Annotated in this window: 11 protein-coding genes; 6 read left to right on the top strand and 5 right to left on the bottom strand. The window is 61.0% G+C overall.

The annotated features are described in order from the left end of the window. Positions 1-40: 40 nt before the first annotated feature. Together cobA and ybiB are read right to left on the bottom strand one after the other, a co-directional pair. The gene (gene cobA, locus RFER_RS14585) at positions 41-907 is read right to left on the bottom strand and encodes a uroporphyrinogen-III C-methyltransferase (RefSeq protein ID WP_011465160.1); all 867 of its coding nucleotides are present in this window, start codon (positions 905-907) and stop codon (positions 41-43) included. Continuing rightward, positions 904-1818: a DNA-binding protein YbiB gene (gene ybiB, locus RFER_RS14580; RefSeq protein ID WP_011465159.1), complete on the bottom strand. Its 915-nt coding sequence runs from the start codon at positions 1816-1818 to the stop codon at positions 904-906. Before ybiB ends, cobA begins: the two co-directional genes overlap by 4 nt. 355 nt (positions 1819-2173) lie before the next feature. Here ybiB and RFER_RS14575 point away from each other — a divergent pair, with 355 nt between their 5' ends. Then, on the top strand, positions 2174-3910 hold the full coding sequence (locus RFER_RS14575) for a hypothetical protein (protein WP_011465158.1): 1737 nt from the start codon (positions 2174-2176) through the stop codon (positions 3908-3910). A gap of 174 nt (positions 3911-4084) precedes the next feature. Here the strand turns inward: RFER_RS14575 and RFER_RS14570 are convergent, their stop codons facing one another. From RFER_RS14570 to RFER_RS14560, 3 genes are all read right to left on the bottom strand, one after another. Next, complete coding sequence (locus RFER_RS14570) at positions 4085-4954, bottom strand: sulfurtransferase (protein ID WP_011465157.1); 870 nt, start codon at positions 4952-4954, stop codon at positions 4085-4087. A gap of 35 nt (positions 4955-4989) precedes the next feature. Beyond that, on the bottom strand, positions 4990-5877 hold the full coding sequence (locus RFER_RS14565) for a DMT family transporter (RefSeq protein WP_011465156.1): 888 nt from the start codon (positions 5875-5877) through the stop codon (positions 4990-4992). 77 nt (positions 5878-5954) lie between these two features. After that, a complete protein-coding gene (locus tag RFER_RS14560; protein WP_011465155.1) occupies positions 5955-7112 on the bottom strand; it encodes an aromatic ring-hydroxylating oxygenase subunit alpha in 1158 nt (385 codons plus the stop codon). A 233-nt stretch (positions 7113-7345) separates the two neighbouring features. Between RFER_RS14560 and xseB the strand changes: the two genes are divergently transcribed. The 5 genes from xseB to RFER_RS14535 all read left to right on the top strand — a co-directional run bounded on the left by xseB (position 7346) and on the right by RFER_RS14535 (position 13513). Further along, entirely contained in the window at positions 7346-7582 is a 237-nt protein-coding gene (gene xseB / locus RFER_RS14555) for an exodeoxyribonuclease VII small subunit (protein WP_041790800.1), read from the top strand. Further along, complete coding sequence (locus RFER_RS14550; protein WP_041790794.1) at positions 7567-8523, top strand: polyprenyl synthetase family protein; 957 nt, start codon at positions 7567-7569, stop codon at positions 8521-8523. Before xseB ends, RFER_RS14550 begins: the two co-directional genes overlap by 16 nt. A 72-nt stretch (positions 8524-8595) precedes the next feature. After that, entirely contained in the window at positions 8596-10494 is a 1899-nt protein-coding gene (gene dxs / locus RFER_RS14545; RefSeq protein WP_011465152.1) for a 1-deoxy-D-xylulose-5-phosphate synthase, read from the top strand. Between the two features lie 184 nt (positions 10495-10678). Then, entirely contained in the window at positions 10679-11764 is a 1086-nt protein-coding gene (locus tag RFER_RS14540) for a TRAP transporter substrate-binding protein (protein WP_011465151.1), read from the top strand. A 669-nt stretch (positions 11765-12433) separates the two neighbouring features. Further along, complete coding sequence (locus RFER_RS14535; protein WP_011465150.1) at positions 12434-13513, top strand: TRAP transporter substrate-binding protein; 1080 nt, start codon at positions 12434-12436, stop codon at positions 13511-13513. Positions 13514-13691: the final 178 nt, after the last annotated feature.

Below are 13691 nucleotides of genomic sequence, written 5' to 3'. Positions count from 1 at the left end.
GGCCGGCTGCGGTGAGCCGCCCGCCCTGGCGCGTCTCGGGTCAAGCCCGCAAAGACTGTTGTGACAGCGGCTGCTGCAGTGCCAGCAGCCCTTTCAGCACGTCGCCCACCACAATCACGCTGGGACTTGCCAGATCTTCCCGCTCAAGGGTGCACTGCAGCTCGCCCAGGGTGCAGACGGCCTGGCGCTGGGTGGGCAAACTGGCGTTCTGGATCACGGCCACGGGTGTGTGGGCGGGCAGGCCGCTGAGCAACTCGTCCTGAATGCGCCGGGCACCGCTGACGCCCATGTAAATGACCAGGGTCAGGCGGGCGCTGTGCGCCGTGGCGGCGAGCGCGCGCCAGTCGGTGCCGGTGTCACCCGGCTTGGCATGTCCCGTGATGAATACCACGCCGTGCGCATGTTCGCGGTGGGTCAGCGGCACGCCCAGTGAGGTCGCGGCGGCCAGGCCGGCCGTGATGCCGTTGACGACGTCAACCCGGATGCCTGCGGCCTGCAGGTGCTCCAACTCTTCGCCGCCTCGGCCAAAGACAAACGGGTCGCCGCCTTTGAGGCGCACCACGGTTTCACCCTCTTGTACCGCCATGATCGCGAGTTTTTCAATAAAGGCCTGCGGCGTGGACTGGCAGCCCCCGCGCTTGCCCACATGCACGATGCGGGCGCCGGGTGTGGCCAGCGCCACAATCGCGTCGCTCACCAGGTCATCCACCAGCAGCAAGGTGGCGGCCTGAATCGCCTTCAAAGCCTTGAGGGTCAGCAACTCGGGGTCGCCCGGGCCAGCGCCGACCAGCGTGCAGCGGCCCGCACCCGACAGGCTGCTGAAGTCGGTTGCCGGCAACTGATGGTCGCTGTGGTTTGGCAAGTCGGGCTTGCCAGGGCTGGGTGGCGGCGTTGGGGTGTGTGTCATGCGGTCGTCCTCGTTGGTTTCGCTAGATGCACGATATGTGCCACCTGCAGGGCGATGGGTGCCGGCACCGGTTGTTCACCGTTCAGCACCGCTTGTATCCATGCGGCAGTGCTGGCCACGTCAGGCGTCGGCAGGCCGGGCACGCTGGCCAGCGTGCCGCCTTGCGCTTCCTGCACTCGCGTGACCTGGCCGTGGGCGATGGCGTCCATGGCGGGTGTGCGCCGGGGGTCGGCGACCGGTTCGCCTTCGGTGCCGCGCAGCAGCAGGGCCTGGCCCTGCATCAGTTGAAAGGTCGCGGTCATGGCCGCTGCGTATTCGGGATGGGTGTAGCTGCTGACGATCAACGCCGGGCTGTCGCAGGGGTTGAGCAGCTTGACCAGACTGTGCGCCGGGTTGCGCAGGCCCACGACGCGGCGCACTTCCAGCAGGCGTTGCAGTCCGGGGCACAAGAGCGCGGTCGGAACAAACTGCAATTCGCCTTCTGCTATTGAATAAATAGCATCTTGTGAAGGCACCGCAAGGGCTGCGAGTATATTTTGTGCTGAAACCCGGGCATTCTCGGTGCTGGCGCCGTGCATCACCACGGGCAGGCCTTCGCGGGCCAGTAAGAGCGCCAGCAAGGGTGTGAGCACCGGCAGTTTGCGTGCACCGTTGTAGCTCGGCAGCACCACGACCGTGCGGCCGTGGCTGGGAATGGGCCGCAGCCGGGCAGCGGTAGCGTCCAGAAAGCCAGCCATTTCCTGCGGCGTTTCGCCCTTGATGCGCATGGCCAGGCAAAACGCGCCAATCTCCAGGTCGGTGACCGTGCCGTCGAGCACCTGGCCAAACAAGTCAGCCGCCTGCTCGCGTGTGAGTGCGCGCGCGCCGTCCTTGCCACGCCCGATGATCTTGATGTAGTTGCCAATGCCCATGGGGCGATTGTCCGTTAGCGCTGATTACTTTGGGCAATAAGCATATGCGCCTGATTTTTGGCTCGGCAGCGTCGCCAGTGGCACGTGGACAGGACCGCGTGATTTCTTAAGCCTGTAAGTTTCCAGTGCGCAAACTTGCAATATGTTACTTGATGATTAAGTAATTACATAATTAAGTAAAGATATTATGAATCCGAGTCAAACAAGCCCCCAATCGGGTTCTGATCCTGGATCGTGCCTCCATCAAGCCTTGTCGCCATGCCGACGACCCCAGAGACAGTAGGGCCATGTGACTCAAGTGGCTACAGCGGTCGCTGTGGACCAGCGTGCTTTGTACAACCGATGAGGAAATGTGATGAATCAACGAATAAATCGTGCCATGCGCATAGGTTTGAGTTCAGTGGCGGCCGCGCTGTTGGTGGCCTGCGGCGGGGGTGGCGCAGGCAGTGATGCCGGCAGCGCGAATGTCACTGCTCAAATGGACCAGAGTCGACGTACGTCTTCCGACAGCGGCAGCACGTCATCAACGCCTACGGCAAACGGAAATTTCACCCTGCTGGCCTGGAATGATCTGGGCATGCATTGCGTCGATGGCAAGGACTATTCGGTTTTTTCCATCTTGCCGCCCTATAACAACCTGCATGCGCAACTGGTCAGCACGGCCGGTGGCCTGGTCACCAGTGGCGTGACCTTGACCTACGAAGCGATGGCGGACGCCACCGGCTCCATCAACACGTCCAGCGTGGGCAAGACCAATTTCTGGACCTGGGTCAAGTCCTTGTTTGGCGTGACGCTGGCAGACAACGTGGGCCTCAAGGGCAATGCCACGACTTCCATGACGCCACGTCCGATGACCTTCAACAAGACCAACAAGTGGTTCGAGGCCGAGGGCATTCCGATCACGCCCTATGACGACAAGGGTGTCAAGAATTTCTACCCGATGGTCAAAGTTGTGGCCAAAGACGCGTCCGGCAAGGTGATGGCCACGGCGCGAACCGTGTTGCCGGTGAGCGATGAAATGAGCTGCAAATCGTGTCACGCTTCTTCCACCGTCAGCAGCGATGCCAGACCAACAGCGGGCTGGGTTAATGACGGCGACCCCGAGAAAGACTGGAAGCGAAACGTCTTGCGCCTGCACGATGAGAAGAAAATGACCAATTCAGCGTTCACGGCGGCTCTCAACCAGCTCGGCTACAGCGCCGCTGGCTTGGCGGCTACCGCTCAAGCCGGCAAACCGGTGCTGTGCGCCGCGTGCCACAGTTCCAACGCGCTGCCCGGCACCGGCATCGCTGGTATTTCGCCGCTCACACAAGCCCTGCACACCCTGCATGCCAGCGTGAAGGATCCGATCACACAGCTGACACTCAACAGCAGCAACAACCGTACCTCCTGCTACATGTGCCACCCGGGTTCCGTGACGCAATGCCTGCGGGGGCCGATGGGCAACGCGCTTGATGCCAGCGGCAAACCGGCGATGAATTGCCAGAGTTGCCACGGCAGCATGCTGGCTGTGGGCAGCAAGGCCCGCACCGGTTGGCTCAGCCAGCCCACCTGCCAGTCGTGTCACCATGACGGCAAGCGAGAACTCAGCGGCGTCAACGCAGCAGGCCTGCCCCTTGTCTGGGCGGATCAGCGCTTTGCCTCCAATACCAATGCCCCGGCGGCGGGTTTCAATCTGTACCGCTTCAGCACCGGCCATGGCGGGCTGCAATGTGAATCCTGCCACGGCGCAACACACGCCGAATTTCCGAGTTCGCAGGTCAATGACAACGTCCTGAGCAAAGACCTGCAGGGTCATGCCGGCACGATTGCCGAATGCACGGCTTGCCACGCCACGGTACCCAACACCATCACGGGCGGGCCGCACGGCATGCACACCACCGGCAACGCCTGGATTTCGAGCCATAAGAACGTGGCCGAGAGTGGCGGCGCTACCGCCTGTGCTTATTGCCATGGCGGCGACTACCGTGGCACGGCGCTCAGCCAGGTCAAGATGAGCAAGACCTTCACCCTGGAAAATCGGACCAAGACTTATTCGGCCGGTCAGACCGTGGGTTGCTACGACTGCCACAACGGCCCGAACGGCGAGTGATGAACACGGGGTGAGTTCGCCAGGGGTTCATTGGGGCAAGGCCTGATCAAGCTCTGGCCTTGTCCATGGACTGATCATGCAAAAGCCGCTTCAGGGCGGCTTTTGTTTTGCGTGTTTTTGACTGTGACATGGAGGATCAGCAGGGCGAACCTGAATCGCCATCCACCGTTGCCGCTAGCCCTGGGCCATCGGTCGCGCCGGGTCGCTGCACCATTCGCTCCAGCTGCCCGCATACAGCGCCGTGCGGCCCAAACCCGCGACTTCCATGGCGATGATGTTGGGCACCGCGCTGACGCCGCTGCCGCAGTGGTGCACCACGGTCGCCGGGTCGCGACCGGCGAGCAGGGCTTCAAACTCGGCGCGCAGCTCAGCAGCGGCTTTGAACTTGCCGCTGGCATCCAGGTTGAGGTTGAAGGCCCGGTTCAGGGCACCGGGGATGTGACCGGCGACCGGGTCGAGTGGCTCGACTTCGCCCCGAAAGCGCGGTGCGCCACGGGCGTCAAGCAGGGTCTGCGTCGGCCGTCCCAATTGCTTTGCTACTGTTTCAGTAGTTACCAGCGCAGTGTTGGCGGGGGCTAGAGCGTAATTTGATTTAGATGTTTTGGCCTTGGTGCGCTCGCAGGGGCCGCCCTGCGTGGCGCCGCCGCCGGCCAACCAGGCCTGCCAGCCGCCATCGAGCACCGCCACGTTTTCATGCCCGACCCATTTCAGCAGCCACCACAAGCGCCCGCAGTAATTGACGCTCTGGCGGTCGTACACCACGGCCTGCATGCGGTTGTCAAAGCCGATACTGCCCAGCCAGGCTGCGAAGCTTTCGCGTGAGGGCAGCGGATGGCGCCCGCCCGAGGCGGCCTCTAGCGCACCCTTGGCACTCAGGTGCCGGTCCAGATCAGCGCGTACGGCACCCGGGATGTGCGCCTGGCTGTACTGGGCATCGCCCGCTTCAGGCTGCATCAGTTCAAAGCTGCAGTCAAACACCATGACCGGTTGTCCGCTGGCCAGCAGGCTTTGCAGTTGGGGGACGGAAATCAGCGTGCTGTACATGGTTTCTTCCTTGGTTGGGGGTCAGGTTTTTGGCTTCAATGGACTTCGGCCGGCGTGTCGGGCAGGGCGCGGGTGCGCAGCACGGTGGCGAGCAGGCCGCTTGCCACAATCACGCCCATACCCGCCCAGCCCAGCAGCGGTATCTGGTCACCAAACAGCACCAGGCTGTAGAAGGCGCCAAACACAATGCCGGAATATTGCAGATTGGCCACCAGCAGGGTCGAGCCGCGGCTGTAGGCGCGCGTCATGCACCACTGACCCAGGGCGCCCAGCACACCGATCGGTATCAGCCAGATGGAAGTTTGCCAGCTCACTGCCGTCCACGGGGTCAGGCCCGTGAAGGCGATGCCGACCAGACCCACCACGGCCGATCCGAGCGAAAAATAAAACACCGTGCGCCCTTCCGGTTCCCCCACCTTGCCCAGTGCCGTCACTTGCAGGTAGGCCATCGCGGCCCCCAGCCCGGAGAGCAGGCCGATCAAGCCGGCAAACAACTGGTTTTGATCCAGCGTGGGCCGCAGCATCATCACCACACCGGCAAAGCCCATCAGCACGGTTGCCATCAGCGGCCCCTGGCGCTGCGCCTGGCCGTAAAGCAGTGCGCCGCCCACAATGAATGCTGCCACCCAGACCCCGCTCATGTAGTTCAGCGTCATGGCGGTGGCCAGTGGCAAATGCGCAATGGCATAGAACCAGGCGCCCAGTGACAGCACACCAATCAGGGTGCGCCAGGCATGCATCATCGGCACCGGCGTGCGCAGGGGTGTGCCGCGCGCCCGCAACACCAGCGCCATAAAAATCACGCTCACCACACCACGGTAGAACACCAGTTCAAACAGGTTGAACTCACTTGATGCGATCTTGATGCCCACGGCCATGGTGGCAAAAAAGAACGACCCCCAAACCATCCAGAGTGCTTGCATCGCGTGATGTTTTAATCAAATAGGCCTCTAGCCCCCGTGTAACGGGCGTAAGAAGCTATAAAAATAGTAGTAATTTTCTAGTCGGGCCGATCGCTCATGCGACGCCGGTACCAGTCATGAAACTGCTGCATGCCGTCTTCCATCGGGCTCTGGTAGGGGCCGACCTCGTTGTCGCCACGCTGCAGGAGCGCCCTGCGACCGGCGTCCATACGCTCGCCGATCTCGTCGTCCTCCAGACAGGTTTCCATGTAAGCGGCTTGCTGCGCCTCCACAAACTCACGCTCAAAGGCCTGAATCTCTTCCGGGTAATAAAACTCGACCTTGTTCAGGGTCTTGCCGACACCCATCGGGTGCAGGGTCGAGACCGTCAGCACATGCGGATACCACTCGATCATGATGTGCGGGTAATAGGTGAGCCAGATCGCGCCCTGCTTGGGCAAGGCGTCGTTGCGGTAGCTGTTGAGGGCGTCCTGCCAGCGCTGGTACACCGGGCTGCCGGCTTTGCTGCGGGGGCTGGTTACCCCTGTGCCCAGGCCGACGGTTTGCACCGAGTAGTTTTCCTTGAATTCCCAGCGCAGGTCATCACAAGTGACAAAACCGCCCAGACCGGGATGGAACGGGCCGACGTGGTAGTCCTCCAGATAGACCTCAATGAAGGTCTTCCAGTTGTAGTTGCACTCGTGCAACTCCACTTTGTCCAACACAAAGCCGGCAAAATCGAGCTCGGCGCGCGGCCCCATGGCCGCCAGATCGGCCTCGATGTCGCGGCCGTTGTCTTCAAACAGCAGGCCGTTCCATTCTTTGAGCGGGTAGTTGTGCAGGTTCAGGCACGGGTCGTGCGGGAAGTGCGGCGCGCCCAGCAAGGTGCCGGCCGGCTGCGCACCGCTGGCGCTGTAGGTCCAGCGGTGCAAGGGGCACACAATGTTGCCTGCCGCCGCGCCCGCATGCGTCATGTCCACCGAGCCGCGCCCCTGCAGCATCACGGCCTGGCGATGGCGGCAGACGTTGGAGATCAGCTCTATTCCCTGCGGCGTGTGCACCAGGGCGCGCCCGTGACCTTCGTGCGCCAGCGTGGCGTAATCGCCCACATCGGGCACGCTCAGCCGATGCCCAACATAGCGCGGGCCATGCTGGAACAGGGTTTGCAGTTCGCGCTGGTACAGCGCGTCGTCAAAGTAGCTTGAAACTGGTAGTTGGCCGGTGGCCTGCTGCAGTTGAAGACTTAAATCAGACATCAGTCGGACCTAAAGACTCCCCACAGGGAGATGCGCCAAAGCGCGGTAAAAAGAAACCGGCGAGGGCCGGTTGGGAACGCAAATTGTACCTGCCAGGCTGTTTTTGACGGTCAGGCAGGGATTGCCCGGTCCGGTTCCAGCGTCTTGTATCAGAGGTTTTGTGGGCTTTGGGTGCGCCCGCCGTGACCAAAAGCCTAAAATCGCGCTTTTTTCTACGGAATTTCCCAGACTGCATGGCTTCGACTCCCAAAACCGTTTCTACCACCCCGGCCAGTTTTGAGGCTGCTCAGGAAGAACTGGAGCAACTGGTGGCCCGGCTGGAGTCGGGCGATTTGCCGCTGGACCAGCTTTTGAGTCAGTACCAGCGCGGGGCCGAATTGCTTAAATTCTGCCGTGACCGGCTGGAAGCGGTCGAAAGCCAGATCAAGGTACTCGATCAGGGGACGCTTAAAACATGGACACCCGAGTGACTGGCAGCGCTGCATTCAACCTGAGCGCCTGGAGCGCGCTGCATCTGGCGCACGTCGAGAGTGCGCTGGAGCGCTGGGTCAGGCCCGATGCAGCGACGGATGCCGAGGGTGGCGCCCCGGTTGAACTCATGGCTGCCATGCGTTACGCAGTGCTGGACGGTGGCAAGCGCTTGCGTCCCTTGCTGGTGCTGGCGGCGTCGGAAGCGGCCAGCGGCGAGCGGCCAGCGGCTGCCAATACGCCCGAAATTGCGCTGCGCGCCGCCTGTGCGGTGGAATTGATTCATGCTTATTCGCTGGTGCACGACGACCTGCCGTGTATGGACAACGACGTGCTGCGCCGGGGTAAAGCCACCGTGCATGTGAAATTTGGCGAGGCCAGCGCCATGCTCGCCGGTGACGCCCTGCAGGCGATGGCGTTTGAATTGTTGACGCCGGACGATGATGCCATCCCGGCCCGCCAGCAAGCCGCACTGTGCCGTTTGCTGGCCCGCGCGGCGGGCAGCGCCGGTATGGCCGGTGGGCAAGCGATTGATCTGGCCAGTGTCGGCGTGGCACTCACCGAGCGCCAACTGCGCCAGATGCACCGTCTGAAGACGGGTGCCTTGTTGCAGGCCAGCGTGATGATGGGTGCTGCTTGCGGCGATGTTTCAGCCCAGGCTGAGGCCGCGCTGATGTCGTACGGCGCCGCGATCGGGTTGGCGTTTCAGGTGGTGGACGATATGCTCGATGTCACCGCCGACTCGGCGACACTGGGTAAAACGGCGGGCAAAGACGCCGACCAGGACAAACCAACCTTTGTGTCGCTGCTGGGGCTGGAGCGCGCTGGCGTCTATGCCCAGGAATTGCTGGCCGAAGCGCTGGCGGCGCTGGCCCGCAGTGGCTTGCACGATACGCAGGCGCTGCAGGGTTTGGCCAGGCGGCTGGTCAATCGTACTTGTTGAATGGAACACAGGAGAGAAATTAGCCTCCAGCCCTTATCCAATAAGCGTTAGTAGCTACTAATAATATAGCATATGCCACATAATTCGTATCCCCTGCTGCACACCATCAATGATCCCGCTGACCTGCGGCTCGTGCCGCGCGCGCAGTTGGGCGCGCTGGCCGACGAGTTGCGGGCTTATTTGCTCCACAGTGTGGCCAAAACCGGGGGCCACCTGAGCTCCAACCTGGGCACGGTTGAGTTGACCGTGGCTTTGCACTATGTGTTCAACACCCCGCATGACCGCGTGGTGTGGGACGTGGGGCACCAGACCTACCCGCACAAAATTTTGACCGGTCGGCGCGAGCGCATGGCCACGCTGCGCCAGCTCGGCGGTTTGAGCGGTTTCCCGCAACGGGGCGAGAGTGAATACGACGACTTTGGCACCGCACATTCCAGTACCTCCATTTCAGCCGCTTTGGGGATGGCGCTGGCGGCCAAAATCAGGGGTGAGGAGCGGTATGCGATTGCCGTGATTGGCGACGGTGCCCTGACCGCCGGCATGGCGTTTGAAGCGCTCAACAATGCCGGGGTTGCCGACTGCAACCTGCTGGTGATCCTCAATGACAACGACATGAGCATCAGCCCGCCGGTGGGCGCGCTCAATCGGCATCTGGCCAAGCTCATGAGCGGCCAGTTTTATGCCGCTGCCAAAAACGTTGGCAAGACCGTGCTCAAAGGCGCGCCGCCGCTGTTTGAACTGGCCAAGCGGCTGGAAGAAAGCGCCAAAGGCATGGTGGTGCCAGCGACCCTGTTCGAGAAATTCGGCTTCAATTACATCGGCCCGATTGATGGCCATGACCTTGATGCCTTGATCCCCACGCTGGAGAACATCAAGCACCTCAAGGGTCCGCAGTTTTTGCATGTGGTGACCAAAAAAGGGCAGGGCTACAAACTGGCCGAAGCCGACCCGGTGGCCTACCACGGCCCCGGCAAGTTTGACCCGGCAGTTGGCCTGCAGGCGCCCGCCACCAGCCCGAAGCAAACCTTTACCCAGGTGTTTGGTCAGTGGCTGTGCGACATGGCGGCCGTTGACCCGCGGCTGGTGGGCATCACGCCCGCCATGCGCGAGGGTTCCGGCATGGTGGAGTTTGAGCAGCGTTTTCCGCAGCGTTTCTTTGACGTGGGCATCGCCGAGCAGCATGCGGTGACTTTTGCCGCGGGGCTGGCCTGTGAAGGCCTGAAGCCGGTGGTGGCGATCTATTCCACCTTTTTGCAGCGCGGCTACGACCAGTTGATCCACGACGTGGCAATTCAAAACCTGCCGGTGGTCTTTGCGCTCGATCGTGCGGGTCTGGTGGGTGCCGATGGTGCCACGCATGCCGGGGCTTACGACATTCCATTTTTGCGTTGTATTCCCAACGTCAGCGTGGCTTGCCCGGCCGATGAGAACGAGTGCCGGCAGTTGCTCAGCACCGCTTTTGCGCAGAATCACCCGGTGGCCGTGCGTTATCCGCGTGGTGCCGGGGCCGGCACAGTTGTCCAGGCCGGGTTGGAAGCCTTGCCGTTTGGCCAAGGTGAAATCCGGCGCGCGGGCAGCAGTGTCGCCATTCTGGCCTTTGGCACGCTCCTGCACCCGGCATTGCAGGTGGCTGAAAAACTCAACGTCACGGTGGTCAACATGCGCTGGGTCAAGCCGCTGGATGTGGCGCTGCTGCTACAGGTGGCCGCCGACCATGACGCATTGGTGACAGTGGAAGAGGGCGCCATCATGGGTGGCGCTGGCAGCGCGGTGCTGGAAGCCTTGCAAGCGGCAGGCGTGCTCAAGCCCGTGTTGCAACTGGGCTTGCGCGACGAATTCATTGAACATGGTGACCCGGCCAAATTGCTGGCGCTGCAGGGCTTGGATGCCGCCGGAATTCAAGCCTCGATCACCAAGCGCTTTGCGGCGCTGCTGGTGCCCGGACGCCTGGCGCTCAAAGCCGTCGCCTGAACTGCTGGGGCGAAGCCGCCCTGCCTGAATGTCAGTGACCCTTGCGTAAATTCATCGACGCAAGGGGAAACCCCCTCCATAACTGATCCTGCATGTTTCTACAATGGTGAATGACTGTAATGGGTCATTGCTGTGCATACCCGCATCGCGATAAATTCAATCCACAATTTTAGGAGTGAACCAAATGGATCGTCGTTCCGTAATCAAGCACGCAGGCATTGCCGGCGTGCTGGCCGTTGGTGCTGCACCGGCAGTGCATGCACAAGGGGCCAATGTTCGCTGGCGTCTGGCTTCGAGCTTTCCGAAGTCGCTCGACACAATTTTTGGCAGCGCAGAAATGTTTGCCAAGACCGTCAAGGCTCTGTCTGGTGGCAAGTTTGAAGTGTCGGTGCATGCCGCTGGCGAACTGATGCCGGCATTTGGTGTGGTGGATGCGATTCAGAACGGCACGGTCGAGATGGCCCAGACGGCGTCCTATTACTTCACCGGGAAAGATCCTATCTTTGCCTTTGGCTGTGCCGTGCCTTTTGGCCTGACCGCGCGCCAGATGGATGCCTGGATGGAGCATGGCAACGGCCGCAAACTGATGGACGAGTTTTACGCCAAGTACAACATCAAGAGCCGCAGTGCGGGCAACACCGGCACGCAAATGGGCGGCTGGTACCGCAAGGAAATCAAGACCGTCAAGGACCTGAAAGGCCTGAAAATGCGCATGGGCGGTGGGCTTTTTGGCGAGTCCATGCAAAAGCTGGGCGTTGTGCCGCAGAACATGCCGGCCGGCGATGTGTACCAGGCACTTGAAAAAGGCACGCTGGATGCTGTCGAGTTTGTGGGTCCTTACGACGATCAGAAGCTGGGCTTTAACAAAGTGGCGCCTTACTACTACTATCCCGGTTGGTGGGAAGGCGGCGCGGAGCTGGAGTTTTTCATCAATGCCAAAGCCTATGCGGCACTGTCGCCGGAATATCAAGCCATTGTCGACGCGGCAACCACGGTGGCCGCCAGGGACATGACGGCCAAGTACGATGCGTTCAACCCGATTGCCTTGAAGAAACTGGTGGCCGACAAGACGCAGCTCAAGGCATTTCCAAAGGAAATCATGGATGCCGGCTTCAAGACGGCCATGGAAGTGTTTGCGGAGCACGAGGCCAGCTCTGCCGAGTTCAAGAAGATTCACCAGGACATGCGTGCCTTCCAGCGTGACCAGTTGTTGTGGCTGCGTTTTTCCGAGTACCGTTTCGACAGCTACATGACCACAGTCAAGCTGTAAATCCGGATGGCAGGGTCGCGCACGTCGCGGCCCGCTTGGGTAGTTCTTTTTTTGTCCGGTGAGGTGTGCAATACATTTCATCGGACATTTTTGTTTTCAGGTGTTCTTGATTCAGCGACGACAGCTTGTCGTCAGCGATGAGAGGGCTCTGAACCGCCTGGCGGTCAGCCCCGGTGAACTCCAGGTCGACAGCTTGTTGACAGCAATGAGAGGGCTCTGAACCGCTTGGCGGTCAGCCCCAGTGAACTCCAGGTCGACAGCTTGTTGACAGCAATGAGAGGGTTCTGAACCGCTTGGCGGTCAGCCCCGGTGAACTCCAGGTCGACAGCTTGTTGACAGCAATGAGAGGGTTCTGAACCGCTTGGCGGTCAGCCCCGGTGAACTCCAGGTCGACAGCTTGTTGACAGCAATGAGAGGGTTCTGAACCGCTTGGCGGTCAGCCCCGGTGAACTCCAGGTCGACAGCTTGTTGACAGCAATGAGAGGGTTCTGAACCGCTTGGCGGTCAGCCCCGGTGAACTCCAGGTCGACAGCTTGTTGACAGCAATGAGAGGGAAAACCCCCGTGCCGCTTTTCGAGCATGTTTCTACAATTTTTGCTGACTCTCATCAGTCGTCGCTGTGCTTATCCGCACGCTGATATTTTTCTTGCAACTCCAGGAGTGAACCTTATGGATCGTCGTTCTTTAATTAAACACGCCGGCATTGCCGGTGTACTGGCCGCCGGTGTGGCGCCGGCTGTGCACGCGCAGGCCGCCATTCGATGGCGTCTGGCTTCGAGCTTTCCAAAATCACTGGACACTATTTTTGGTGCGGCCGAAGTGTTTTCCAAGGCTGTCAAGGAAATGTCTGGAGGCAAGTTCGAAGTGTCGGTGCATGCGGCCGGGGAGCTGATGCCGGCGTTTGGCGTGGTCGATGGCGTGCAAAACGGTACGGTGGAAATGGCGCACACTGCGCCGTACTACTTCTTCGGCAAGAACGAGGCCTTCGCCATCGGCGGCGCTATTCCCTTCGGCATGAACTCGCGCCAACTCACGGCATGGATTGTGGACGGCAACGGCGGCAAGCTGATGCGCGAGTTTTATGCCAAGTACAGCATTGTCAACTTCCTGGGCGGCAACACGGGCGCGCAAATGGGGGGCTGGTTCCGCAAGGAGATCAAGTCGCCTGCGGACATCAAGGGTCTGAAATTTCGTATTGGCGGCTTTGCCGGCAAGGTGATCGAGCGCATGGGCGGTGTGCCGCAGAACATTCCTGGCGGCGAGATCTATCAGGCGCTGGAAAAGGGCACCATCGATGCGGCCGAATGGATCGGCCCGTACGATGACCAGAAGCTGGGCTTCAACAAGGTGGCGCCGTTTTATTACTACCCCGGCTGGTGGGAGGGTAGCCTGAACCTTGAGTTCTATGTGAATCAAAAAGCCCTCAATGGCCTGTCGGCCGAAAACAAGGCCATTGTGCAGGCCGCGGCCTACGAGGCCCATGTCACTACGCAGGCCCGCTACGATGCGCGCAACCCCGGTGCGCTCAAGCAGCTCGTCGCCGCCAAAACCAAGGTGCTGCCGTTTCCTCAGTCCGTGCTGGATGCATCGTTCCAGGCGTCCATGGATCTGTACGGAGATCTGGAAAAGAGCAACCCGGACTGGAAGAAAATTTACGACGATTACCGCAACTTCCAGCGCGACGAGATTCTCTGGTTCCGTTTTGCCGAGGGGCGCTTCGACAGCTTCATGTCCTCCAAGAAGCTCTGACCGGATGATGGCGCCGCGCGCGCTGTCAATCGGTTCGGCCCGCCAGGTTCGCCCGGCGGGTTTTTTTTCGCCCGTGACTCGCTGATCGGGCCTCGGCGCTGGCCTGCCCAGCGGTCAAGAAAATGCCGCTGCAAATCAGACGTTTGCAGCGGCATTGGATGCTTGCCATTGGGGGCCT

This window comes from Rhodoferax ferrireducens T118 (assembly GCF_000013605.1).
GTDB lineage: Bacteria > Pseudomonadota > Gammaproteobacteria > Burkholderiales > Burkholderiaceae_C > Rhodoferax > Rhodoferax ferrireducens.
The sequence above is the reverse complement of the archived record's forward strand: the minus strand, read 5'-3'. Positions and strand labels throughout refer to the sequence as shown.